Here is a 24,667-nt window from a genome sequence, read left to right as displayed (position 1 = left end):
AAGGCTCTTTCAGTAGCTGCGCAGGAGGTCGCGCAGGACGGACCTGCCGAACACTAGTGCCTCCAGCGGGACCCGCTCGTCGACCCCGTGGAACATCCCGGGGAAGTCGAGGTCGCTCGGCAGCCGCAGCGGCGCGAAGCCGTAGCCGGTGATCCCGAGCAGGCTGAGCGCCTTGTTGTCCGTGCCCCCGGAGAGCAGGTACGGCAGGACCGGAGCGCCCGGATCGTGCCGCTCCAGGGTGCCGGTGATGGCGTCGACCAGCTCGCCGCCGAACTCCGCCTCCAGGCCGATGTCGCGGTGCATGACCTGGATCTCCACGTCGTCGCCGACCAGCTCGCGCACCTCGGCGAGCACGCGGTCCTCGTCGCCGGGCAGCGTGCGGATGTCGATGAGCGCCTCCGCCGTGTCGGGGATGACGTTGTGCTTGTAGCCGGCGTCCAGCAGCGTCGGGTTGCTGGTGGCGCGCAGGGTCGCGAGGATGAAGCCCGCCGCGGTGCCGGTGCGCAGCACCACCTCGTCGGGACCGACCTGCTCCGGGTCGACGTCGAGCAGCCGGCCGAGCTCGCCGATCAGCCGGGACGTGGTGTCGGTGAGCTGGATCGGCCACTCCCGCTTGCCGATGGCGAGGACGGCCTCGGCGAGCCGGGTGATCGCGTTCTCGCTGATGAGCCGGGAGCCGTGGGCGGCGCGGCCGCGGGCGATCAGCTTGATCCAGACGAGGGACTTCTCCCCGGTCTGCAGCAGGTACGCGCGCTGACCGGCAAGGTCGATCGAGTAGCCGCCGACCTCGCTGATGGCCTCCGTGGCCCCGGCGAAGAGCTGCGGCTGGGTGTCCACCAGGAAGTGCGAGCCGCGCCGGCCGCCGTCCTCCTCATCTGCGAAGAAGGCGAGCACCAGGTCGCGCTCGGGCTGCTCCCCCGCGGCCAGGATGTCGCCGACCGAGGTCAGGATCATCGCGTCCATGTTCTTCATGTCGACCGCGCCGCGGCCCCACAGCAGGCCGTCCTTGACGACGCCGCCGAACGGGTCCACCGACCAGTTGCGCGGGTCGGCGGGGACGACGTCGAGGTGACCGTGCACCACGAGGGCGGGCTTGGCGGAGTTCTTGCCCGCCACCCGGGCGACAACGCTGGTGCGGCCGGGGTCGGACTCGAAGAGCTGCGGGCACAGGCCCATCGCGCTCAGCCGCGCCTCCACGTACTCGGCCGCCTCGGTCTCGCCGTTGGACCGGCCCTCGCCGTAGTTGGTGGTGTCGAAGCGGATCAGGTCGCGCGCGATGATCGCGGTCTCGTCCAGCCCGGTCGCGGCGGTGTCGGTGGAGTCGGTCATCCCCCCACGCTACCGGGCGGCCCGTCCCGCCACGCCCGGGGTGCGTGACGATGTCAGAGCGGAAGTCGGTTTCGTGCTAATGTCTTTCTTCGGCAGCCGGAAGCTTCGGCGGCCGGAAAACACCCGTCCGGGTGGCGGAAATGGCAGACGCGCTAGCTTGAGGTGCTAGTGCCCGTATAGGGCGTGGGGGTTCAAGTCCCCCCTCGGACACCACATCGCGAAGGCCCCGATCGAGAGATCGGGGCCTTCGTCGTTCCCCGGCCTGCCGCAGGGGCCTAGGGTGGCGTGCATGGCCTCCGGGAAGCAGTCGAAGCAGAGCCTGCTCACGGTCCTCGTCGCTTTCGGCGCGAACATCGTGGTCGCGCTCGCGAAGACCGCCGCGGCCGTGATCACCGGGTCCGCGTCGATGGTCGCGGAGGCCGCGCACTCCTGGGCCGACTCCGGCAACGAGGTCTTCCTGCTGCAGGCCGAGCGGCGCGCGGCGCGGCCGAGCGACGACCTCCACCCCAGCGGCTACGGGCGGGAGGCGTACGTCTGGTCGCTCTTCGCCGCCGTCGGGCTGTTCACCGCGGGCGCCGTCGTGTCGATCCTGCACGGGTTGTCCCAGCTCGGCACCGGCGAGCCGAACTCCGACTACCTCATCAACTACCTCGTGCTCGCCATCGCCTTCGTCTTCGAGAGCGTCTCGTTCCTCCAGTCGTTCCGGCAGGCCAGGTCGAAGGCGGCCGAACGCGACACCGGGACGCTGGAGCACGTCCTGAGCACCTCGAACCCGACGCTGCGCGCGGTCTTCGCGGAGGACGCCGCCGCACTGATCGGGCTGGTCGTCGCGTTCCTCGGGGTGCTGCTCCACGAGCTCACCGGGAACGCGGTCTACGACGCGGCCGGCTCGATCCTGGTCGGGATCCTCCTCGCGGTCGTCGCTTTCGTGCTGATCGACCGCAACCGGCGCTTCCTGCTCGGAGAGCCCGCCCCGGACCGGGTGCAACAGGCGGCCCTGGCCACGCTTCTCCAGCATCCCGAGGTGGACAGGGTCACCTACCTGCACCTGGAGTACGTGGGGCCGGAGCGGGTGTTCCTCGTCGCAGCAGTGGACTTGGTGGGCGACGACAAGGAGTCCGATGTCGCCGACGACCTGTACGCGGTCGCGGAAGCGCTGGAGCGCAACGAGCACGTCGCGGAGGCCGTGCTGACGCTGTCCCGGCGCGGCGCCCCGTCGCTCGTGCCGCGCGAGGCCGACACGCAGGAGCTTCGCTAGCCGCTCCGATAGCGGAGCTGCTCCAATAGCGGTCACGGCCCGACCGCTTTCCGCGGCAGACTGGACGCATGGCCAGCACCGGTTCGCGCACCCTCCAGCTCCTGTCTCTCCTGCAGACGCACAGGTACTGGCCGGGCCACGAGCTCGCCGACCGGCTGGAGGTGTCGCCGCGCACGCTCCGCCGCGACGTGGAACGGCTGCGCGACCTCGGCTATCCGGTCGACGCCACGCGCGGCGTCGCCGGCGGCTATCAGCTCGCCGCCGGGGCGTCGCTGCCGCCGCTCGTGGTGGACGACGAAGAGGCCGTGGCGCTCGCGGTCGGCCTGCGCACCGCGGCGCAGAGCGGTGTCGCCGGGGTGGCGGACGCGTCTGTGCGCGCACTCGCCAAGATCGTGCAGGTGATGCCGCCGCGCCTGCGCCGCCGGGTGGACGCCCTCCGCGTCGCCACGCTCGCCTCCGAGCTGCGGCCGGGCCCGGTGGTGGACGCCGAGCTGCTGACCGTCGTCGCGCAGGCCTGCCGCGACGAGGAGCGGCTGGTCTTCTCGTACGTGCGGCGCGACGGGGACGCGTCGGAGCGCACGGTGGAGCCGCACCGGCTGGTCTCGGTCGGGCGGCGCTGGTACCTCGTCGCGTACGACCTCGGCCGGTTCGATTGGCGGAGCTTCCGGCTCGACCGGATGACCCAGCCGCGGCCGACCGGCGCGCGCTTCCGGCCGCGGACCCTGCCGGCGGCCGACGCCGCCGAGTACGTGCGGGAGTCGCTCGCCGGGGCGGTGGAGTCCCTCGTCGTGGACGCCGTGGTCGCCGCTTCGCTCGCCGACGTGGAGCGGGCAATCGGACGCTGGGCGGAGGCCGAACCGGAGGCCCCGGCGGCGGACGGCACGGCGCGCACCCGCGTGCGGATCACCGCGGACTCCCCCGAGTGGGCGCTGTTCGGCCTCGCAGCGGTCGCCGCGCCGTTCACGATCGACGGGCCTCCCGAAGTCCGCGAGCTGGCCGCCGTCTGGGGCGACCGGTTCGCGGCCGCCGGTAGACTCGTCACCCGATGAGCACCCCCGAGCCCTCCCCCGTTCCGCGCACCCCGACGCACGCCGACATCAAGCGCTGGCGCCAGTACCTGGCCGACGAGCGCGCAGAGGCCGCCGTCTACCGCGACCTCGCCGGCCGCCGGGAGGGCGAGGAGCGGGAGATCCTGCTCGCGCTCGCGGAGGCCGAGCGCCGCCACGAGCAGCACTGGCTCGACCTCCTCGGCGACCAGGTCGGCCGCCCGCTGCGCGGCGACATCCGCACCAGGATGCTCGGCTTCCTGGCCCGCCGGTTCGGCTCCGTGTTCGTGCTCGCGCTCGCACAGCGGGCGGAGGCGCGGTCTCCGTACGCGGACGACGCCGACGCCACTCCGCAGATGGCGGCGGACGAGCAGGTGCACGAGGAGGTCGTGCGGGCGCTCGCCGCTCGCGGCAGGCAGCGGCTCTCGGGGACGTTCCGCGCGGCCGTGTTCGGCGCCAACGACGGCCTGGTCAGCAACCTGGCGCTGGTCCTCGGCGTGGCCGCGAGCGGCGTCCCGAGCCACGTCGTGCTGCTCACCGGCGTCTCCGGCCTCCTCGCCGGCGCGCTGTCGATGGGCGCGGGCGAGTACGTGTCCGTGCGCTCGCAGCGCGAGCTCCTCGAGGCCTCCAGCCCGAACCCGGCGACCAGCTCAGCGCTGTCCCACCTCGACGTGGACGCGAACGAGCTGACACTCGTCTACCGCGCGCGCGGCATGGACCAGGCGGAGGCGCAGGAGCACGCCCACGAGGTGCTGACGACGCTCGGCGCCTACACGTCGCCGGTCGCCGTTCCCGGTGCAGCGGAGGACGACCACGAGGCGATCGGCAACGGCTGGAGCGCCGCCATCTCGAGCTTCTGCTTCTTCGCCTCCGGCGCGCTCATCCCGATCCTGCCGTTCATCTTCGGGCTGACCGGCACCGCCGCGATCGTGGTCGCCGCCATCCTCGTCGGCCTGGTGCTGCTCGGGACCGGCGCGATCGTGGGACTGCTGTCCGGCGCGTCGCCGCTGAAGCGCGCGCTGCGTCAGCTCGCGATCGGCTACGGCGCCGCGGGTGCGACGTACCTGCTGGGGCTCCTCTTCGGCGCCACCGTCGGCTGACCCCTCGCACATTCGTGCCGAATGCGGCGAATGGCGCCGTCAGAGTCGACATTCGTGACGAATGTCAGCGCCTCCGGCGGTCCCCGCCGTCGACGCCGTAGATGAGCGCGCCGGCGAGCGGGATGAGCAGGAACCACAGCCAGCTGTACGCATAGCCCCAGGCCATCCCGGTCAGGAAGAACAGGATGACCGCGACGAACGGCATGATCGAGACGACGAGCAGCCCCCAGCGGCTGACCGTCCGGCCGTGCTCGCCGGGCGCCGGCGGGTAGCCCCACGGGCTCGGCCCTGGCTGCGACGCCTGCCACGCGGCGGCGGCCGGGGCGCTCGGTGCGGCGCCCGCGCCATCCAGGTGCAACACGCCCGGGAGGTCGGAGAACAACGGCTGGAGGTCGCCGCGCGTGACGGCCGACCGTGCGGCGGCGACGCGCGACTGCAGCTCGGCCTCGCTCAGCCTCCCCTGCGCGGCGTGCGACTGCAGCGCGGCGACGGCGCGCTCCCGTTCGTCGTGGCTGAGGCGCAACGACGCGTTCGACGGATCCCCGAAGTCTGTCATGCGGTCAGTATGGCAGGCGGTGACAGCGATGATCACTGGGGGCGCACGCTGGTTTACAGGCTGTCGAGCTCCTCGCGGCTGAGGTGGATGCGTGCGGCGGCGACGTTCTGTTCGAGGTGCGCGATGTCGCCGGTGCCGGGAATGGCCAGGACGTTCGGGCCTTGGTGGAGGGTCCACGCGAGCCTGATCTGCGACGGGCTGGCGCCGTGCCTGTTCGCGATGTCCGTCACGACGGGGTTGGTCTCATCGGGGCGTCCGCGCTCTCCGCCGGTGCCGGCCATCGCGAAGTACGGCACGAAGGCGATCTGCCGGCGCGTCGTCTCCTCGAGCACTGCCAGGGCCTCCGGTGTGCGTTGGTCCAACCCGAAGCGGTTCTGGACGCTGACGACCTCGGCGATATCGGAGGCCTCCGTCAGTTGCGCTGTCGAGACGTTCGAGAGGCCCACATTGCCGATCAGGCCTTCGGCCTGCAACTCTGCGAGGGCGCCGACGTGCTCACCGACGGAGCCTGAGCCGAACACGCGCAAGTAGACGAGGTCGAGCCGGTCCCGGCCGAGCTGGCGCAGGTTCTCCTCCACCTGCCCGCGCAACTGATCCGGTCGGGCCGGATCGGCCCATTCGCCGGACGCGTTCCGCGACGGACCGACCTTGGTGGCGACGACGAGATCGTCGTCGTGGTCGGGGAACGCCGCGTTGATCAACTCGTTCGCCGATCGCAGTGCGGAGAAGTAGAACGCGGCCGTGTCGAAGTGCGTGACGCCCAGCTCGCGAGCGCGGCGCAGCACCGCGATGGATTCGGCGCGGTCCCGGCTCGGTCCCTGCCCGAAAGCCGCAGCGGAGGCCAGCCGCATCGCACCGAAACCCATCCGGCTCACGCGCAACGTTCCGAGCCGCCACTCGGAATCCGCCGCTTCCTGCACATCGCTGCCTACGACCACGTCGTCTCCTCGCCGTCACTCCGGGTGGTCAGTCTCACACACATCGTGCGGACAGGTTTACACTTGCATTCGAACATACGTTCGATCGAGAGGAACCCGCGCGCATGACCGACATCGACGAGGCGGTGGCCGTGTGGACCACCGAGGACGGCATCCCGACCCGCCTGGTCTGGCGCTCCACGCGCTACCGGGTGAGCGACACCCCAACGGTTTGGGCGGAGATCTGCGCGTGGTGGCGGCCCTTCGGCGAACACCGGTACGGCGTCGGAGCGCTGCCGCGGGAGATCGGCGGCTGGCGGTTCCAGGCGACCAGCGACGGCGGGGTGGCGCACGTGTTCGACGTGCGGCACGACGCGGACGACCGGAGCTGGCGGCTGGTGCGGATCTTCGATTGAGGCGGGCGGCCTGCGCATCCCACCCTCCCCCGGGGAGCCTCCCCCACCCCACCCCGCCGATCCCCTACCCTCTCTCAACGTGATGGACGACGATCGCTACGGCTCCGATGTGCTGGCCTCCGACTGGAAGAACGCCGGCCGCAAGACCCTCCCGGCCGTGGAGGCCGTGCGCGACCTCGTGGTCGAGGAGGCCGGGACCGGGTTCTGCGGCGCGATCGTCCGGCTGGAGGCGCAGACCGTCGAGTTGGAGGACTATTTCGGGGCGAAACGCGTCTTCCCCATCAGCGCATCCTTCCTCATCGACGGGGAGCCCGTGAGGCTCATCGCGCCGAGCCGCGCCCCGGCCGGTCGCGGGCGCACGGCCTCCGGCTCCTTCGCGGTCGGCGAGCAGAAGGCGCGCGTCGCACGGGCCAGCCGCATCTTCGTGGAGGGCCGGCACGACGCCGAGCTGGTGGAGCGCGTCTGGGGCGACGACCTCCGGGTGGAAGGCGTCGTCGTGGAGTACCTGGAGGGCGTGGACGACCTGGACGCGATCGTGCGCGAGTTCGCGCCGGACCGCGGCCGCCGCGTCGGGGTGCTGGTCGACCACCTGGTCCCCGGGTCCAAGGAGAGCCGGATCGCCGAGAAGGTCGCCCGCGGCCCGTTCGGCGCGCACGTGCTCGTGGTCGGCCACCCCTACATCGACATCTGGCAGGCCGTGAAACCCGCGCGGGTCGGGCTGGAGGCCTGGCCGTCGATCCCCCGCTCCATCGAGTGGAAGCACGGCATCTGCGCTGCGCTCGGACTGCCGCACGAGACGCAGGCGGACATCGCGCGGGCCTGGAAGCTCATCCTCGGCCGCGTGCGGACGTTCGCCGACCTGGAGCCGGAGCTGCTCGGGCGGGTGGAGCGGCTGATCGACTTCGTGACGGAGCCGGTCGCCCGCTAGGAGGCGAACACGGCCGCGCACTTCAGCGCACCAGAATACATTTGCGGTATTCGAACATGTGTTCGAAAATAGAGGTATGTCCCTTGCCGTCGCACCCGCCTTCCCCGACCCGGTCGCCGACCGGGCGCAGGTGCACGAGCTGCAGTCGCGCATCCGGCAGATGCAGGCGACGAAGCTCGACGCGCGGACGCTGGAGACGCATCCCGCGCTCGCCGCGCTGCTGCCCGGCGGGGCGCTCAAGGCCGGCGCCGCCTACACGGTGCACGGCTCCACGACGCTCCTGATGGCGATGCTCGCCGGCCCGAGCGCCGCGGGCGCCTGGTGCGGGGTGGTCGGGATGCCCGACTTCGGGGCGGAGGCCGCCGGACGGTTCGGCATCGACCTGGAGCGGCTCGTGCTGGTGCCGCATCCCGGGCCGCAGTGGCTGACCGTCACCGCCGCGATGGCCGACGTGCTCGGCGTGATCGCCGTCGCACCCCCGGAGCGCCCGAAGAGCGGCGACGTCGCCCGGCTGACCGCGCGGCTGCGGCAGCGGGAGGCCACGCTCGTCGTCGCCGGCGACTGGCCGCAGGCGGAGGCGGCGCTCTCCGTCGTCCGCAGCGGCTGGGACGGCCTGGCCGCCGGCGCCGGCTACCTCTCCGCCCGGCGGGTGACGGTGGAGGCCGCACCGCGCGGCGGGGCGGGACCGCGGCGCAGGGCCGAGCTCTGGCTGCCCGCGGTGGACGAGACGTTCCGGGCCTCCGCGCCCACCCGGCTGGAGGCGGTGAGCTAGGCATGTCACCCACGATGCGGCAGGTCACCCGCGCGATCGTGCTCTGGTGCCCCGACTGGCCGGTCATCGCCGCCCGGCAGCGCCTCGAGCTGCCCGCCGACGTGCCGCTGGCGCTGGTCGAGAAGGGGATGGTGTTCGCCTGCTCCTCCCACGCCCGCGCCGACGGCGTCACCCGCGGGCTGCGGGTCAGGGAGGCGCAGTCGCGCTGCCCGCAGCTGGAGATCGTCCTCTACGACCCGGTGCTGGACGCGCGCGCCTTCGAGCCGGTGCTGACCGCGATCGAGGAGATCACGCCGGGCGTGCAGGCGGTGCGGCCGGGCACCTGCGTGCTGCGGGCGCGCGGTCCCGCGCGCTACTACGGCGGCGAGGAGGCCGCAGCCGCCGAGCTGCTGCGCTGCCTCGAAGGGCTGGAGGACGAGCTCGGCCTCGCGCTCGGCGATGTGCGGATCGGGATCGCCGACGGGCCGTTCGCCGCCGAGCAGGCCGCCCGCTCGACCGGGCTGGCGCAGACCGCGCCCCGCGTCCGCATCATCCCTCCCGGCGGCTCCCCCGCCTTCCTCGCCCCGCTGCCGGTCGCCCAGCTCGGCCTCACCGAGCTCACCCCGCTGCTGCGCCGACTCGGCCTCCGCACCCTCGGCGACCTGGCGCGGCTCGACCGGCTGGACGTCCGGGAGCGGTTCGGGGAGCGCGGCGAGCACGCCCACGACCTCGCCAGCGGGATGGACGGCGCCGCCGTGGTGCCGCGCACCCCGCCGAAGGTCCTGGACCGCGCGATCGAGTTCGAGCCTCCCCTCGACCGGGTCGACCAGGTGACGTTCGCGTTCCGCGGCACGGCCGAGCAGTTCGTGGCCGGGCTCACCAAGGCCGGGCTGGTGTGCACGTCGCTGCGCATCGAGGTCACCGACGAGCGCGGCCACGTGAGCGAGCGGAGCTGGCAGCACCCCCGGCTGTTCTCGGCCTCCGACGTGGTCGACCGGGTGCGCTGGCAGCTGCAGGGGTCCGGCTCCATCGACTCCGGGCTCGCCTCGCCGATCGCCAAGGTCGCCGTCGCGCCGGAGGCCGTGGACGACATCGGCCACCACGAGGACGGGCTGTGGGGCGGCGGCGCTGACGAGCGCATCCACCACGGGCTCACCCGCGTGCAGGGCATGCTCGGCCACGACGCCGTCGTCACCGCGACGATCGGCGGCGGCCGGGCGCTGTCCGACCGGCAGGTGCTGGTGCCGTGGGGCGACCGGCCGGTGGGCGTCGCCCGCTCCGACCGGCCCTGGCCGGGGTCGCTGCCGGCGCCCGCGCCCTCCACCGTGTTCGAGGTGCCGCGGCCGGTGGCGGTGCTGAACGCGTCCGGGGAGCCGGTGGAGGTCACCGACCGCGGCGACGTCACTGCGCCGATCGTCAGCTTCTCCCCCACCGGCGCCGCCCGCGACGCCCGGCCGGTGGACTCCTGGGCCGGCCCGTGGCCGGTGCGCGAGCGCTGGTGGGACGCCAGCCTCGCGCGCGCCATGCACCGCTTCCAGCTCGTCGACGCCGACGGCACCGCCTGGCTGCTCTCCCTCACCGGCACCGCCTGGCTCGCCGAGGCCCGCTATGACTGACACCTATCTGACAGGACACGCCGCGTGGGCGGCGGCCGAGACGGCGTGTCCTGTCAGTTGGATGCAGAGGGGGCGCGACTGATGGGGTGGAACAACCCGCCGATCCCGTGGGCCGAGTTCGAGCGGCGGCTGAGCGGGCGACGCACGAGCGAGCAGGAGCAGCCGGAGCGGCCGTCGTCCCGCAAGCGGCAGAAGTACGTCGCGCAGCCGATGCCCGAGAACGACGGCACAGACGAGCCCGACGCCGGGCACGTCCCCTACGCCGAGCTGCACACGCACAGCACCTTCAGCTTCCTCGACGGCGCCAGCGCGCCGGAGGAGCTGCTGGAGGAGGCCACCCGGCTCCGGCTGCACGGCCTCGCCCTCACCGACCACGACGGCCTGTACGGCGTCGTCCGGCTCGCCGAGGCCGCCGAAGCGTACGAGCGCGTGAAGACCGTGTTCGGCGCCGAGCTGTCGCTCTCGCTCAGCCGGCCGCAGAACGGCGAGGCCGACCCGGAGGGCAGCCACCTCGTAATCCTCGCCCGGCAGCAGCCCGGCTACCACCGGCTGGCCGCCGCCATCACCGCCGGCCAGCTCGCCGGCGAGGAGAAGGGCCGGCCGGTGTACGACCTCCCGGGCCTCGCCGAGCAGTCCGGCGGCGAGTGGATGGTGCTCACCGGCTGCCGCAAGGGCGACGTGCGCCTCGCGCTGGCCGAGCACGGCGAGCAGGCCGCCGAGCGGGAGGTCGCCCGCCTGGCCGAGCTGTTCGGCCACGACAACGTGCTGGTCGAGCTGATCGACCAGGGCGCCCCGCGCGACACCACCGACAACGACGTGCTCGCCCGGATCGCCGGCCGGCTCGGCCTCCCGGTCGTCGCCACCAACAACGTCCACTACGCCACGCCCGCCCAGTACCCGCTCGCGACGGCGGTCTCGGCGGTGCGCGCCCGCCGCAGCCTGGACGAGATGGACGGCTGGCTGCCCGCCTCCGCCGCCGCCCATCTGCGCAGCGGCCGGGAGATGGCCGCCAGGTTCGCCCGCTACCCCGGCGCCGTCGAGCGCACGGCGGAGATCGCCGACGATCTGGCGTTCCGGCTGCGCAGCGCCCGGCCGCGGCTGCCGAAGCAGGAGGTCCCGGCGGGTCACACCCCGATGAGCTGGCTGCGCGAGCTCACCTGGCGCGGCGCCGCCGAGCGCTACCCCGACCTCGACCGCGACCCGGCCAAGCGGGAGCGGATCGAGCGCGAGCTCGACGTGATCGAGGCGAAGGACTTCCCCGGCTACTTCCTCATCGTCCACGACATCGTGCGGTTCGCCCGCGAGCGCGGCATCCTCTGCCAGGGCCGCGGCTCGGCCGCGAACTCGGCGGTGGTCTACCTGCTCGGGATCACCGCGGTGGACTCGATCAAGTACGCCCTGCCGTTCGAGCGCTTCCTCTCCTCCATGCGCGAGGAGGAGCCGGACATCGACGTCGACTTCGACTCCGACCGGCGCGAGGAGGTCATCCAGTACGTCTACGCCAAGTACGGCAGGCACAACGCCGCCCAGGTCGCCAACGTCATCACCTACCGGCCCAAGAACGCGGTGCGCGACATGGCGAAGGCGCTCGGCCACTCCACGGGGCAGCAGGACGCCTGGAGCAAGCAGATCGACTCGTGGAGCAAGGTCACGACCACCGATGAGCACGACATCCCCGAGGCCGTGGTCGACCTCGCCCAGCAGGTGCTCAAGTTCCCGCGGCACCTCGGCATCCACTCCGGCGGGATGGTGCTCACCGACCGGCCCGTCGGCGAGGTCTGCCCGATCGAGCACGCCCGCATGGAGAACCGCACCGTGCTGCAGTGGGACAAGGACGACTGCGCCTGGATGGGCCTGGTCAAGTTCGACCTGCTCGGGCTCGGGATGCTCTCCGCGCTCGACTACTCCATGCGCACCATCGAGGCGTCGCTCGGCGAGGCGTGGACGCTGGACAGCATCCCGAAGGAGGAGGCCGGCGTCTACGACATGCTGTGCCGCGCCGACTCCATCGGGGTGTTCCAGGTGGAGAGCCGCGCGCAGATCGGCACGTTGCCGCGCCTGCAGCCACGCAGCTTCTACGACCTCGTGATCGAGATCGCGCTGATCCGGCCCGGGCCGATCCAGGGCGGCGCTGTGCACCCGTACATCCGCCGCAAGCTCGGCAAGGAGGAGGTCACCTACCTGCACCCCGCCCTCGAACCGGTGTTGAAGCGGACGCTGGGCGTGCCGCTGTTCCAGGAGCAGCTCATGCAGATGGCGGTCGCGATCGGCGACTGCACCGCGGAGGACGCCGACCTGCTGCGCCGGGCGATGGGCTCCAAGCGCGGCGTCGAGAAGATCGGCGCGCTGCGGGCGAAACTCTACGAGGGCATGGCGCACAACGGCATCGTCGGGGACGACGCCGACGCGATCTACGAGAAGATCGAGGCGTTCGCCAACTTCGGCTTCGCCGAGAGCCACGCGATCAGCTTCGCGCTGCTGGTGTACGTCAGCTCGTGGATGAAGCTGCACTACCCCGGGGCGTTCCTCGCGGCGCTGCTGCGTGCGCAGCCGATGGGGTTCTACTCGCCGCGCACGCTCACGGCCGACGCCCGGCGGCACGGCGTGGTGGTGCGCCGGCCGGACATCCAGCTCTCCGGGGTTTTCCCGCTGCTGGAGGCCATCGACCCGGCGCGGCAGGGACCGACCGGCGCGGACCCGTGCCTGGAGCACGACCAGCCCCCGGTCGGCGGCTTCGACCGCGCCGTGCCGCTCGACTTCGCCGCGCACCGCCGCGACGCCGGGCACGCGGTGCGGCTGGGCCTGGCGGGCGTGACCTCCATCGGCGAGACGCTCGCCGGGCGGATCGTGGCCGAGCGCGAGGCCTCAGGGCCGTACCGCGACCTGAGCGACCTCTCCCGCCGGGTGGGGCTGACGGTGACGCAGCTGGAGGCGCTCGCCGCGGCCGGCGCCTTCGAAGGGTTCGGGCTGTCCCCGCGGCAGGCGATCTGGGAGGCCGGCAACGCCGCCCAGGAGCGTCCGGAGTTCCTGGCGGGCACCGCGATCACGGTGCAGCCTCCGCTGCTGCCGATGCTCTCCCCCGCCGAGCAGCTCGCGAGCGACCTGTGGGCCACCGGGATCTCCACCGACGATCACCCGATCCGCTTCCTGCGCCCTGGGCTGGCGGCGCGCGGCGTGCGGCCGGCCGACACCCTGGCGGCCGCCGAGTCGGGGCGGCGCATTGAGGTGGGCGGCGTGGTCACGCACCGGCAGCGGCCGGCGACGGCGGCGGGCGTGACCTTCCTCAACCTGGAGGACGAGACCGGCCTCGTGAACGTGATCTGCCCGGTCGGGGTGTGGAACCGCTACCGCCGGGTCGCACGGCAGGCGCCCGCGATGATCGTGCGCGGCATCCTGGAGCGCAGCGAGGAGGGCGTCGTCAACGTGATCGCCGACCGCCTCGAGCCCCTCGACACCGCCATCCGCACCACCTCCCGAGACTTCCGCTGACCCAACCGCCGAGGCTGACCCAACCGACAACTACGTGAAAAGTCATGCAAAAACCGCCGAGTACGCGGACTATTCGCGTACTCGGCGGTTTGCGACCGAGCGGGGTCAGGCCTGGGCGAGGACGGCCTGGAGCTCGAGGGTGATGGTGACGTCGTCGCCGAGCAGCATGCCGCCGGTCTCGAGCGCGGCGTTGTAGGTGAGGCCGAAGTCCTCACGGTTGACCTTGGTCTTCGCGGTCGCGCCGGCCTTGTAGTTGCCGTACGGGTCCTGGCCGAAGCCGCCGAAGTCGAACTCGAACGTGACCGGCTTGGTCACGCCCTTGATCGTGAGGTCGCCGTCGACCAGGAAGTCGCCATCCACGTGGCGCACGCCGGTGGAGACGAAGTCGATGGTCGGGAACTCCTCCGCGAGGAAGAAGTCGCCGGTGCGCAGGTGCGCGTCACGGTCGGAGTTCTTGGTGTTGATCGAGGCCACCGACGCCTTCGCGGAGACGGTCGACTCCAGCGGGTTCTCGGCGGTGACGAAGGTCGCGTCGAAGTTCTCGAAGACGCCCTTGACCTTGCTGATCATGAGGTGACGGATGCTGAAGCCCACCTCGCTGTGCGTGGGGTCGATGGTCCAGGTGCCGGCCTTGTATCCGGGGATGTCGATGCTCATTCGGTTCTCCTTGCTCGATGCTTGCGCTGTCGGACGCTGTCAAAGTCCATGCAACCGCATGCACAGTACACCTATTCCGGAATTCCGAAAAAAAGTTGACACGTCATCCTTGCCGTCATCCATGCACGGCGAGCGACCGGCGCAGGACGAGCAGTGCGCGGGCGTCGCCGTCCACCTGGGCGAGCGGGATGCGCCCCGCCTGCACAGCCGCGACGACCGCGTCGATCAGGGCGTCCGGGTCCTGGGCGCCCTGGATCATCAGCACCATCGTGTTGCCCGCCGCGACGGCGGCGACCGCGTTCGCGCCCGCGTCCTGGTACTGCGGCAGGCCGGTGTCCTGCAGCATCCGGAGGTCGTCGGTGATGCTCACGCCGTGGAAGCCGAGCTCGTCGGTGAGGATCCGGTGCCAGGCCGGCGACAGGGAGGCCGGGGCCGCGTCCACCCCGCTGTAGACGAGGTGGCCGAACATCACCACCTCCGCGCCCGCCGCGACGCCCGCGCGGAACGTCGGCGCGTCCTGCGCGGCCCAGCGGGCGTGGTCGACGGCGGCGGTCGGGACGGTGCGGTGCGAGTCGGCCTCCGTCTCGCCGTGGCCGGGGAAGTGCTTGAGCGTGCTGAGCACCGCCCCGCGCTCCCCTGTCACCGACGCCGCCACCCGCGCGGCGGCGGAGGCCGGATCGGTGCCCAGGATGCGGTCGGCGATGAACGAGTGCGGGTCGGCCGTCACGTCGGCGATGGTCCCGAAGTTGAGGTTTACGCCGGCCTGCTTCAGCAGCAGGGCGCGTTGCGCGAACGCCTGCTGGGTCGCCGCCGGCGGCAGCGCGCGCAGCGCCTCGGCGCCGGGCAGGCGGTCCCAGGGCAGCCGGGTGACGTCGCCGCCCTCCTCGTCGATCCCGACCAGCGGCGGCAGCCCGGGGTCGGAGGCGCGGGTCGCCGCGGTCTCGGCCGCCAGCGCCTGAGGCGTGGCGGGGATGTTGTCCGGCATCAGGATGACGCCGCCCAGGCCGTACCGGTCGACGAACTCGCGCAGCGCGGCCGGATCGGTGCCCGGCGCGTGCAGCATGAACAGGCTCGCCACCTTCTGGCGGAGGGTCAGGTTCCGCAGGCGCTCGTCCGCGTAGCCCTGAATCGGGTCGGGCGGCGACGACGGACGGGCAGTCGGACGGGCCGACGCGCTAGTAGCGGCCTCCCGAGGGTGCGCCGAACCGCTGGCCGCGCACCCGCCCAGCGTCGTTGCGAGCGTCGTCGCGAGCACCAGGAGGGCGGCGGCCGTCGTCCCTCGGGCGCGGCGCATCACCCGATGGTAACCCTCAGCCCTTGACGGCCCCTCCGAGCCCGGCCGAGCGCAGGAACAGCCCCTGGAACACCAGGAACAGCACGATCGGGATGAGCGTGGAGATCGCCAGCGCCGCCAGGTACACGTCGAGCTCGATCGCCGCCTGCAGCGTGGGCAGCCGCACCGAGAGCGGTTGGATGCCCGGGTCGCGCAGCACGAGCAGCGGCCAGAGGTAGTCCTTCCACGCCGCGATGATCGCGAACACCGACACCACGCCGAGGATGGGCTTCGACATCGGCAGCACGATGGACCAGAACAGCCGGAACGGCCCGGCGCCGTCGGTCCGCGCCGCCTCGAACACCTCGCGCGGCAGGTTGTCGAAGAAGCGCTTCACGAGCACGAGGTTGAACGCGCTGGCGCCCGCGGGCAGCCACACCGCCCAGAACGTGTTGATCAGCGACTGGCCGAGCAGCGGCGGGTTGAGGATGGTCAGGTAGAGCGGCACGAGCAGCACCACCGACGGCACGAACAGCGTGCAGAGGATGAGCCCGTAGAGCACGTTGCCGTACTTCGGGCGCAGCACGCTCAGCGCGTAGCCTCCGGTCGTCGCCACCAGGATCTGCATGGCCCAGGAGCCGGCCGCCACCCAGATCGTGTTCATGAACTGGACGTCGATGTGCACCGTCGACCACGCCGTCGACAGGTTCGCCCAGTCGACACCGTGCGGCCAGAGCGCCATCGGCGTGGCCAGGGTGTCCTGGGTCGGGGTGATCGCCGACTTCGCCAGCCAGAGCAGTGGCCCGAGCCCGACGATCAGCAGCACGACCAGCAGGACGGTGTTGACGGTCCTGCTGCCCCAGCGCACTCCCCGCTTGCGCCGGTCGGAGATCGAGAGGATGCCGCGGTCGGCGGAGTCCTCCTGCGCGCGGCGGCGCCTGCGGCGGCGGGGCGGCTCGGTACGCGCGCCCTCCTCGACGACGTCGGTGACGACCTTCCGGACCTCGGGAGGGAGCTGGGTCGAGGTGGTCAATTCTGGCTCCAGGACTTGGTGAGACGGAAGTACACGAGGGAGAGCACGGCCAGGAACGCCGCGAGCATGAGGCTCAGCGCGGTCGCGGCGCCATAGTCGCCGCCCAGCGAGTTCTGGAACGCATACCGGTAGATCAGCAGCAGGATGGTGACCGTCGAGTCGACCGGCCCTCCTCCCGTGAAGAGGAACGGTTCGAGGAAGACCTGCGCCGTCCCGATGATCTGCAGGATGAGAGTGATGAGCAGGACGGCCCGCAGTTGCGGAAGTGTGACATGCCAGATCTTCTGCCAGATCCCGGCCCCGTCGACCTCCGCGGCGTCGTACAGCTCTGGCGCCACCCCCGTGATCGCCGCCAGGTAGATGATGATCGTGCCGCCGGCCGCCGCCCAGGTGGCCTCGACGACGAGGGAGGGCATGGCCTGCGTGGCCGACTGGATCCACGGCTGCGGCGGGATGCCGACCCAGCCGAGGATGGTGTTGAAGACGCCGTCCGGCCGGGCGTCGTAGAAGAACTTCCAGAGCAGCACGGCGACCACCGGCGGCACCACCACCGGCAGGTAGGCGAGCGCGCTGTACAGGCCTTTCGCGCGCTTGACCTCGCTCATCAGCACGGCCGCGATCAGTGGGACCGGGTAGCCGAGGATGAGCGCGAGGAGGGCGAACCAGGCGGTGTTGCCGACCGCCGTCCAGAACAGCGGGTCGTTCACCACTTGGACGAAGTTGTCCCAGCCCACCCAGGTGGGCGGCGAGACGAGGTTGGTGTGCTGGAAGCTCATCACCACGCTGCGGACGATGGGCCACCAGGAGAAGACACCGAAGATGACGAGCATCGGGGTCAGGAAGAGCAGGGTGGTGAGGCCGCCGCCGCGCAGCCACGTGAGGGGGCTCCTCCGGCGGACGGAGTCAGGTCGGTCGATCGCAGTCATGGGGAGCTTTCTGTGCAGGTGCCGGCGGGATGCGTGGTGCGCGCATCCCGCCGGCGTTGTGGTGAGGTGTCCCGCCGGCGCCGGTTACTTGTCGGCGTCGACGAGCTTCTGGATGTTGCTGTCGACCGTGCTGAGGAGCTGGTCGATGTTCGCGTTCTTGTCCGTCAGCACGGCCTGCACGACCGAGTCGAGCGCGCCGTACAGCTCCTGCGTGTGCTTGTTCGGCTCCGGAACCAGATTGGCGTCGAAGATCTTGTCGGTGAACGGCGCCACGTTCTCGAGCGGGATGTTCACCTCGCCCTTGATCCACGACATGTTCTGGTCGTAGGTGGCCTTGTCGAAGACCGGCAGCGTCGGCACGCCGACCGGCTGGCCCGACGTGGCCAGGACCTTCGCGTCGGCGACGGCCTGGTCCTGGTTGAGGAGCTTCTGCATGTAGTAGAAGTCGATCCACTTCACGGCGGCGTCCTTCTGCGCCTGCGACGACTTCGGGCTGACCGCCGCGACGTTGCCGCCGACCAGCACGCCGGCGTTCTTGTCGCTCGTGTCGACGGGCAGCATGGTCAGGCCGTAGCTCTTCGGGTCGACGTGGTTCTGCTGCACCAGCGAGGTGAGCACGTCGGAGCCCGACGGGTACATCGCGATCTGGCCGGCGCCGAATGCCTGGTTGATGCCGCTCCAGTCGAGCAGGAAGTTGCTGCCGACCGAGTTGTCGCTCCAGCGCAGGTCGTGCAGCCACTGCAGCGCGTCCTTGGTGACCGGGTTGTCGGCGGTGACCTTGGTCTTGCCGTTCTCGACCGTCTCCATGCGGCCGCCACGGGCGTACGTCGTGGTGGTGAGCTCCCAGCCGCCGGTGTTGCCCTGCGTCATCTGCATGTAGCCCGCGACGCCCGGCACCTTCTGGGAGATGATCTTGGCGTCAGCGCGGACCTCGTCCCACGTCGTCGGCGGCTTGTTCGGGTCGAGCCCGGCCTTCTGGAAGATGTCGCGGTTGTACGAGAGGCCCATGGCGTACGGGCCGTACGGGATCCCGTAGATCTTGTCCCCGCTCTTGGCGACCGCGAGCACGTTCTCGTTGAACTTGCTCGCATACGGCAGCTTGTTCACTTCGGCGGTGATGTCGGCGAGCTGGCCGGCCTGGAGCAGCGACTGGGAGTCGGTGAACGGGACGTTGAACACGTCGGGCAGCGTTCCGCCCGCGAGCTGCGTCGCGAACGTCGGCCCGGTCCACTGGTACTCCTCGGACTTGATCACGACGTTCGGGTTCGCCTTCTCGAACTCCTTGACGCGGTCGTCGAACGCCTTGAAGGCGGCCTTGTCGCTGCCGGGGATGAGGCTGGCGACGGTGATGTGGACCTTGCCGTCGCTGGAGTCCGAGCCGGATGACGAGCATCCGGCCAGGAGCCCCACCCCGGCGATGGTGATCGCGGCGACGGCCGCGATCGTCCTTGGTGACTTCATTGTCGTAACTGTCCTTTCAGTGGGTGTGGTGAGGTGTCTCCGGCGGCTCAGTGCTGTGTTCGAAGCCACGCCGTGGAGTCGGGGGGCAGCATCCCGCCGTCGAGCGGGCTGCTGCTGAGCAGGATGGCGACATGCGCGGGCAGTGCGACCGGCGCCGCCGACAGGTTGGTGACGCTGAGGAAGGCGTCGCCGCGGGCGAACGCGAGCACGCCCTCGGGAGCCTCGGCCCAGGCGAGCGGGCCGTCGCCGAGTCCCGGCTCGGATCGCCGGATCCGCAACGCCTGCGTGTAGAGCCATAGCATCGACGCCGGGTCGCTCTGCTGCGCCTGGACGGTGAGCGCCGCCCAGTCCGCCGGCTGCGGCAGCCACGGCTCCGCGCCGGCGCCGTCCGGGCTGAAGCCGAACGGAGCGGCGGTCCCGCGCCAGGGCAGCGGCACGCGACAGCCGTCGCGGCCTGGATCGACGCCGCCGGAGCGGAAGTGCATCGGGTCCTCGATGCGGTCGGCCGGCAGGTCCTCCACTTCGGGGAGACCGAGCTCGTCGCCCTGGTAGAGGTACAGCGAGCCGGGCAGCGCGGCGGTGAGGAGGGCGGCGGCGCGGGAGCGGAGGCGGCCGAGAGCCAGGTCGGTCGGTGTCCCGCTGCGCTTCGTGGCGAAGGCGAACGAGCTGTCCTCCCGCCCGTAGCGCGTCACCGGCCGGGTCACGTCGTGGTTGGAGAGCACCCAGGTGCTCGGCGCACCGACCGGAGCGTGCGCCGCGAGGGTCTGGTCGATGGACGCCCGCAGCTCGGCCGCGTCCCACGGCCGGGCGAGGAAGTCGAAGTTGAAGGCCGTGTGCAGCTCGTCCGGCCGCAGGTACTTCGCGAAGCGGTCGATGTCGGGCAGCCAGAGCTCCCCCACCAGCACCCGCGTGCCCTCGTAGGAGTCGGCGAGGTCGCGCCAGCCCCGGTAGATGTCGTGCAGCTCGTCGCGGTCCTGGTTCGGGTGCTCGCCGGGGCCGGGAGCCTCTGGCACCTCCGGCAGGGCTGGATCCTTGACCAGCAGCGCGGCCGAGTCGATGCGGACGCCCGCGACGCCGCGATCGAACCAGAACTTCAGGATGTCCTCGTGTTCGCGGCGGACGTCCGGGTGGTTCCAGTTGAGGTCGGGCTGCTGCTGGCTGAACAGGTGCAGGTACCACTCGCCCGGCGCGCCGTCCGGATCCGTCGTGCGCGTCCACGTGTCGCCGGAGAAGTTGGACACCCAGCCGGTGGGCAGCTCGTCGCCGCGCTCGCCGCGGCCGGGCCGGAACCAGAACCGCTCGCGCTCCGGCGAGCCGGGACCGGCCGCCAGCGCCGCCTGGAACCACGGGTGCCGGTCCGAGACGTGGTTGGGGACGATGTCGATGATGGTGCGGATGCCGAGCTCCAGCGCCTCCCGGATCAGCGCCTCCGCCTCGGCCAGGTCGCCGAACGCCGGATTGATCCTGCGGTAGTCCGCGACGTCGTAGCCGCCGTCCGCGAGCGGCGAGTCGTACCAGGGCGTGAACCAGATCGCGTCGACGCCGAGGTCCCGCAGGTAGCCGAGGTGCTGCCGAACGCCGGCCAGATCGCCGACGCCGTCTCCGTTCCCGTCCGCGAAGCTCCGCGGGTAGATCTGGTAGATGACCGCGCTGCGCCACCACGACGGATCGTCGGCCGGCGGTGAGGGATGCGCAGCCGTCCTGGCCAGCACGGAGAGGTCCACTGTGAGCCCTTCGCTTCGGAAGGCGGCGCCGAGCTGGGCCGCGTTGCTCACTGAATGTAGCTATCGCGACAGAATGACGCAAGAACTCAACAGAACGTAATTCGTTTGCGCACTTTTGCGCTGAATTGCGCTACGAAACGGCGTGCGCGGCCGGTCCCGTCGACCCGCGCACGACCAGCTCCGGCTCGAAGAGCAGCTCGTCGCGCAGCGCGGAGTCGCTGGAGATCTGCCGCAGCAGCAGCTCGATCACGGTGCGCCCCATCGGCTCGATCGGCTGGCGGATGGTGGTCAGCGGAGGCTCCGTGCTGTTCATCAGCGCCGAGTCGTCGTAGCCCACGATCGACACGTCGCGCGGCACGCTCAGGCCGGCCCTCCGCACCGCCCGGATCGCGCCGAGCGCCATCGGGTCGCTCGCGCAGACGATCGCCGTCACCCCGGCCTTCAGGAGCCGGGCGGCGGCCGCCTGGCCGGCCTCCAGCGAATAGAGCGAGTGCACCACCAGCTCCTCGTCGAGCTCGTGCCCGGTCTCGGCGAAGATGCGCCGGGCGGCGGTGAGCTTGCGCTGCGACGGGACGTGGTCGCGGGGACCGAGCAGCAGCCCGATCCGCTCGTGGCCGAGCGAGCGCAGGTGGCCGAGCGCCTGAGCGGTCGCCACCGAGTCGTCGCAGGAGACCGTGGCGAAATGCAGCGCGTCGACCGGGGCGTTGACCAGCACCGTCGGGAGGTGCAGCTCGGTGAGCCGCGCGTAGTGCTCGTGCGACGCGCCCTGCTGCGCGTAAGCGCCGCCGAGGAAGATCACTCCTGACACCTGCTGCTGCAGCAGCAGCTCGACGTAGTCGGCCTCCGAGATGCCGCCGGCCGTCTGCATGCAGAGCACCGGGGTGTAGCCGTTCTGCGCGAGCGCGCCGCCGATGATCTCGGCGAAGGCGGGGAAGATCGGGTTCTGCAGCTCGGGCAGCACGAGCCCGACCAGGCGCGCCCGCTCGCCGCGCAGCTTGGTCGGCCGCTCGTAGCCGAGCACGTCCAGGGCGGTCAGCACCGCCTGCCGGGTGGCGTCGGAGACCCCGGGCTTGTCGTTGAGCACGCGGCTCACGGTCGCTTCGCTCACTCCGACCTTGCGCGCCACTTCGGCGAGACGTTTCGACATGCGGATAGTGTACGCAAACTCTTGCAGATCGACGCAACTTGTTTGCAGAACTCGGCTCCCGACGCTCCCGCCGCGCCGTCGCCCTCCGGCAGCGACGCGTCCTACGATGACGGGATGGCGTCCAAGCCGATCTCGCTGCTGCTCGCCAGCCACCCGGGACCCACCGCGGTGGTGACCGTGGTCGCCATCGGCCTCGGCGTCGGCCTCGGCTACCCGCCCGGCCGGCTCGTGGTGCTCGCTCTCGCCATCCTGCTCGGCCAACTCTCGATCGGCTGGTCCAACGACTGGCTCGACGCCGCCAGGGACCGGGAGGTCGCGCGGGCGGACAAGCCCGCGGCCCGCGGCGACGTCCCGCTCGCCCTCGTGCGCGCGTCCGCGTTCGTCGCGCTCGTCCTCTCCCTGGCCGTCACCGCGTTCCTCGGCGTCGGCGCGCTGATCGCGCACGCGGTCGCGATCGCGGGAGGCTGGGCGTACAACCTCGGGCTCAAGTCGACCGCCGCATCCTTCGTCCCGTTCGCCGTGAGCTTCGGGCTCCTCCCCGCGATCGCGACGCTCGGCCAGGAGCACCCGGCGTGGCCCGCGCCGTGGGTCCTCGCGGCCGGGGCGCTGCTCGGCGTCGCGGCGCACGTCACCAACGTGCTGCCCGACCTCGCCGACGACGCCCGCACCGGCATCCGCGGCCTCCCGCACCGCCTCGGCGCGCGGGCCAGCGGCCTGCTCGCGTTCGGCTGCCTCGGCGTCGCGACCGTGCTGATCACGTTCGGGCCGGGACTCCCGGTGCGTCCGTTGCTCCTCGTCGGCCTCGTGATCGGGCTGGCGGCGGTCGTCGCGGGCGTCGTGCTGCTGCTGCGACGCAGCCCGACCCGGCTGCTCATGCAGCTCATCATGACCTGCGCGCTGGTCGACGTGGTGATGCTGGCCCTGGCGGGCCAGTCAATCACTTCGGGATAGCTGGAGGCTTCTCCACCGCGATCGCGATCGGCGCGGCGGCCGGCTCGTGGTTCCGGATGCCGATGGCCGACACCACGCCGCCGACGATGAGCAGGCCCGCCGTCGCGAGCATCGCCCGATGCATCCCGTCCACGTCCAGCTTCTCGCCGATCACGAAGCCGGCCATCGCGACCGTCAGAAGCCCGGCGATGCGGGCGACCGCGTTGTTGACCGCGGAGCCGATGCCCGCCTGGCCCGGGTGGATGGAGCCCAGGATCGCGCTGGTCAGCGGCGCGACCGTCATCGAGAGCCCGACGCCGAACAGCAGGACCGCCGGCAGCAGCTCGAACCAGTAGTTGACCTCGGTACCGAGCATCAGCAGCCAGAGGAAGCCGGCCGAGGCGACGATCGGCCCGGCCGCCATGAAGAACCGTGGCCCGTACTTCCCGGCCAGGCCGCCGAAGTAGCTGGACAGCAGCAGCATGCAGAGCGTGGACGGGATGAACACGAAGCCCGCGACGAACGCCGAGAACCCGACGACCTGTTGCAGGAACAGCGTCACCATGAGCGGCCCGAAGGACAGCGCGCCGTAGACGAACGCCGTGGCCAGGTTGCCCACCCAGAAGTTGTGCACGGAGAACAGGCCCAGCGGGAGCATCGGCTGCTTCACGCGCGTCTCCACGATGAAGAAGGCGATGAGCGACAGCACGCCGACCACGAACGGGATCCAGACCCGCGGGCTCCCCCACCCGTAGGCGCCCTGCTCGATGAGCGCGAAAACCGTCCCGGCCAGACCGACCGACCCGAGCACGGCGCCGATGATGTCGACGCGGCCGCCCATCCCCTTGTCGGTGTCGCCGAGCGTCCACATGAGCACGAGCGTCACCGCGATCGGCACCACGTTGATCACGAACACCCAGCGCCAGGACAGCGCGTCCACGAAGAAGCCGCCGACCACCGGGCCCGCGATCATGGCGATGCCCGTCCACGCCGTCCAGCGCCCGATCGCCTTGGCCTGGGCCGGCCCCTCGAACCGCGAGATGATGATGGCCAGCGAGGAGGGGACGAGCAACGCCCCCGCGACGCCCTGGAGTGCCCGCGACAGCACCAGGAACACCCCGGTCGGCGCGAACGCACACAGCAGCGACGTGATCCCGAACCCGATCAGCCCGACGTACAGGATGCGCTTGCGCCCGAACACGTCGGAGAGCGAGCCGGCGATCAGGATCAGCGAGCCGAGCGTCACCAGGTAGGCGTCGACCACCCACTGCTGCAGCGGGAGGCCGCCGCCGAGCTCCCGGTCGATCGCGGGCAGCGCCACGTTGATGACGGCGCCGTCGAGGAACGCCACGAAGCTGGCCAGGATCGCGATCAGCAGCACGCGCAGCTGCAGGGACGTCATCTTCTCGGTGGCCATGTGCTCATTCAACGTCCCGGCGTGCTGATCGCGCAAGCACGCGCCCCGGGCGTACGGTTTGCCTCGTGTCAGAGCTGTCGCACTCCGAGCGATCCTCCGGCCGGCGCCGACCGACCCCGACCGCGATCATGCAGGCGAGCTGGATCGGCGTGCTCGTGATCACGGCCGTCTTCCACGCCGTGCGCGGAGCGCCCGTGGACGCCGCGATCTACGCTTCAGGGGCTGTGGTGCTCACGCTCGACGCGCTCGGCTGGCTGCGCGTCCCGCTCCGGATGCCCGCCGCCCGCGACACCGTCTCCCGCCGCGTCCTCGCCGGGACGCTGATCGCGGTCGCCTCCTTGACCCTCGGCTTCACCCAGCTCTACAGCCCGGCGGACACGGCGATCGTCGTCGGGTTCGGCGTGCTGCTGCTGCCCGTGGCCTGGGCCGACCGAACCCGAGCGGACTCCGGACCGCCCGGATCCGCGGTTCGCCGCGCGGCCGTCCTGTGGTCGATCGTCCTCGTCGCCGGCTGCGTGTGGGAGATCGGCGTCTACTTCCTGGGCCGCGACCTCACCGGGAGCGAGAACGCCTACCCGGCGCTGTCCGACCTGATCGACCCGCTGCTGGCCTGGCCGCCGGCGCGGGTGCTGCTGGTCGCGTGCTGGCTGCTCGGCGGGTACGCGCTGCTGCGGCGCGGGAGGCCGGCATGAA

General features: G+C 71.6%; 21 protein-coding genes and 1 tRNA gene. 11 read left to right on the top strand and 11 right to left on the bottom strand.

What is annotated here, in order from left to right:
- Window positions 1–9: 9 nt before the first annotated feature.
- Entirely contained in the window at window positions 10–1,329 is a 1,320-nt protein-coding gene (locus tag ACFQ9V_RS01460; protein ID WP_382457401.1) for a M20/M25/M40 family metallo-hydrolase, read from the bottom strand.
- Between the two features lie 125 nt (window positions 1,330–1,454).
- On the opposite strand from ACFQ9V_RS01460, the gene ACFQ9V_RS01455 reads away from it, so the two are divergent.
- The 4 genes from ACFQ9V_RS01455 (at window position 1,455) to ACFQ9V_RS01440 (ending at window position 4,733) form a co-directional block, all read left to right on the top strand.
- Window positions 1,455–1,542 (top strand) — tRNA-Leu (locus ACFQ9V_RS01455).
- A 76-nt stretch (window positions 1,543–1,618) separates the two neighbouring features.
- Window positions 1,619–2,587: a cation diffusion facilitator family transporter gene (locus tag ACFQ9V_RS01450; protein WP_382457400.1), complete on the top strand. Its 969-nt coding sequence runs from the start codon at window positions 1,619–1,621 to the stop codon at window positions 2,585–2,587.
- Between the two features lie 68 nt (window positions 2,588–2,655).
- Window positions 2,656–3,636 (top strand): helix-turn-helix transcriptional regulator, encoded by a 981-nt coding sequence (locus ACFQ9V_RS01445; protein ID WP_382457399.1) that lies wholly within the window; start codon window positions 2,656–2,658, stop codon window positions 3,634–3,636.
- Window positions 3,633–4,733 (top strand): VIT1/CCC1 transporter family protein, encoded by a 1,101-nt coding sequence (locus tag ACFQ9V_RS01440; RefSeq protein ID WP_382457398.1) that lies wholly within the window; start codon window positions 3,633–3,635, stop codon window positions 4,731–4,733. Before ACFQ9V_RS01445 ends, ACFQ9V_RS01440 begins: the two co-directional genes overlap by 4 nt.
- A 64-nt stretch (window positions 4,734–4,797) precedes the next feature.
- Here ACFQ9V_RS01440 and ACFQ9V_RS01435 read toward each other — a convergent pair whose 3' ends face one another.
- Window positions 4,798–5,289, bottom strand: a complete 492-nt coding sequence (locus ACFQ9V_RS01435; protein ID WP_382457397.1) for a DUF1707 domain-containing protein — start codon at window positions 5,287–5,289, stop codon at window positions 4,798–4,800.
- 53 nt (window positions 5,290–5,342) lie between these two features.
- On the bottom strand, window positions 5,343–6,227 hold the full coding sequence (locus ACFQ9V_RS01430; protein WP_382457396.1) for an aldo/keto reductase: 885 nt from the start codon (window positions 6,225–6,227) through the stop codon (window positions 5,343–5,345).
- 104 nt (window positions 6,228–6,331) lie between these two features.
- Between ACFQ9V_RS01430 and ACFQ9V_RS01425 the strand changes: the two genes are divergently transcribed.
- From ACFQ9V_RS01425 to ACFQ9V_RS01405, 5 genes are all read left to right on the top strand, one after another.
- Window positions 6,332–6,622, top strand: a complete 291-nt coding sequence (locus tag ACFQ9V_RS01425) for a DUF6504 family protein (RefSeq protein WP_345835143.1) — start codon at window positions 6,332–6,334, stop codon at window positions 6,620–6,622.
- Window positions 6,623–6,704: 82 nt separating this feature from the next.
- The gene (locus tag ACFQ9V_RS01420) at window positions 6,705–7,550 is read left to right on the top strand and encodes a DUF3097 domain-containing protein (RefSeq protein ID WP_382457551.1); all 846 of its coding nucleotides are present in this window, start codon (window positions 6,705–6,707) and stop codon (window positions 7,548–7,550) included.
- Window positions 7,551–7,626: 76 nt separating this feature from the next.
- Window positions 7,627–8,322, top strand: coding sequence for a hypothetical protein (locus tag ACFQ9V_RS01415; protein WP_382457395.1), 696 nt, complete (start codon window positions 7,627–7,629; stop codon window positions 8,320–8,322).
- A gap of 2 nt (window positions 8,323–8,324) precedes the next feature.
- The gene (locus ACFQ9V_RS01410) at window positions 8,325–9,917 is read left to right on the top strand and encodes a DNA polymerase Y family protein (RefSeq protein WP_382457394.1); all 1,593 of its coding nucleotides are present in this window, start codon (window positions 8,325–8,327) and stop codon (window positions 9,915–9,917) included.
- Window positions 9,918–9,998: 81 nt separating this feature from the next.
- Window positions 9,999–13,406, top strand: coding sequence for an error-prone DNA polymerase (locus tag ACFQ9V_RS01405; RefSeq protein WP_382457393.1), 3,408 nt, complete (start codon window positions 9,999–10,001; stop codon window positions 13,404–13,406).
- A 105-nt stretch (window positions 13,407–13,511) separates the two neighbouring features.
- On the opposite strand, the gene ACFQ9V_RS01400 is transcribed toward ACFQ9V_RS01405, so the two are convergent.
- The 7 genes from ACFQ9V_RS01400 to ACFQ9V_RS01370 form a co-directional block, all read right to left on the bottom strand.
- Window positions 13,512–14,063: a YceI family protein gene (locus ACFQ9V_RS01400; protein WP_382457392.1), complete on the bottom strand. Its 552-nt coding sequence runs from the start codon at window positions 14,061–14,063 to the stop codon at window positions 13,512–13,514.
- 115 nt (window positions 14,064–14,178) lie between these two features.
- Complete coding sequence (locus ACFQ9V_RS01395) at window positions 14,179–15,357, bottom strand: glycoside hydrolase family 3 N-terminal domain-containing protein (RefSeq protein ID WP_382457391.1); 1,179 nt, start codon at window positions 15,355–15,357, stop codon at window positions 14,179–14,181.
- Window positions 15,358–15,373: 16 nt separating this feature from the next.
- A complete protein-coding gene (locus ACFQ9V_RS01390) occupies window positions 15,374–16,369 on the bottom strand; it encodes a carbohydrate ABC transporter permease (protein ID WP_382457390.1) in 996 nt (331 codons plus the stop codon).
- Window positions 16,366–17,295 (bottom strand): carbohydrate ABC transporter permease, encoded by a 930-nt coding sequence (locus ACFQ9V_RS01385; RefSeq protein WP_382457389.1) that lies wholly within the window; start codon window positions 17,293–17,295, stop codon window positions 16,366–16,368. The genes ACFQ9V_RS01390 and ACFQ9V_RS01385 overlap by 4 nt, the downstream gene beginning before the upstream one ends.
- A gap of 84 nt (window positions 17,296–17,379) precedes the next feature.
- Window positions 17,380–18,756, bottom strand: coding sequence for an extracellular solute-binding protein (locus tag ACFQ9V_RS01380; protein ID WP_382457388.1), 1,377 nt, complete (start codon window positions 18,754–18,756; stop codon window positions 17,380–17,382).
- A 47-nt stretch (window positions 18,757–18,803) separates the two neighbouring features.
- Complete coding sequence (locus tag ACFQ9V_RS01375; protein WP_382457550.1) at window positions 18,804–20,468, bottom strand: glycoside hydrolase family 13 protein; 1,665 nt, start codon at window positions 20,466–20,468, stop codon at window positions 18,804–18,806.
- Between the two features lie 142 nt (window positions 20,469–20,610).
- A complete protein-coding gene (locus ACFQ9V_RS01370) occupies window positions 20,611–21,627 on the bottom strand; it encodes a LacI family DNA-binding transcriptional regulator (protein ID WP_382457387.1) in 1,017 nt (338 codons plus the stop codon).
- Between the two features lie 114 nt (window positions 21,628–21,741).
- On the opposite strand from ACFQ9V_RS01370, the gene ACFQ9V_RS01365 reads away from it, so the two are divergent.
- Window positions 21,742–22,578: a UbiA family prenyltransferase gene (locus tag ACFQ9V_RS01365; protein WP_382457549.1), complete on the top strand. Its 837-nt coding sequence runs from the start codon at window positions 21,742–21,744 to the stop codon at window positions 22,576–22,578.
- Here ACFQ9V_RS01365 and ACFQ9V_RS01360 read toward each other — a convergent pair.
- Window positions 22,565–23,974, bottom strand: coding sequence for an MFS transporter (locus tag ACFQ9V_RS01360; RefSeq protein WP_382457386.1), 1,410 nt, complete (start codon window positions 23,972–23,974; stop codon window positions 22,565–22,567). The two genes, ACFQ9V_RS01365 and ACFQ9V_RS01360, sit on opposite strands and share 14 nt — an antisense overlap.
- Before the next feature lie 65 nt (window positions 23,975–24,039).
- Here ACFQ9V_RS01360 and ACFQ9V_RS01355 point away from each other — a divergent pair, with 65 nt between their 5' ends.
- Window positions 24,040–24,666, top strand: coding sequence for a hypothetical protein (locus ACFQ9V_RS01355; protein WP_382457385.1), 627 nt, complete (start codon window positions 24,040–24,042; stop codon window positions 24,664–24,666).
- Window position 24,667: the final 1 nt, after the last annotated feature.

The sequence above is a fragment of the Leifsonia sp. NPDC056665 genome (assembly GCF_042791795.1).
Classification (GTDB): Bacteria; Actinomycetota; Actinomycetes; order Actinomycetales; family Microbacteriaceae; genus Leifsonia.
Note: the sequence above shows the minus strand (reverse complement) of the source record. Positions and strands in the feature narration are given on the sequence as shown.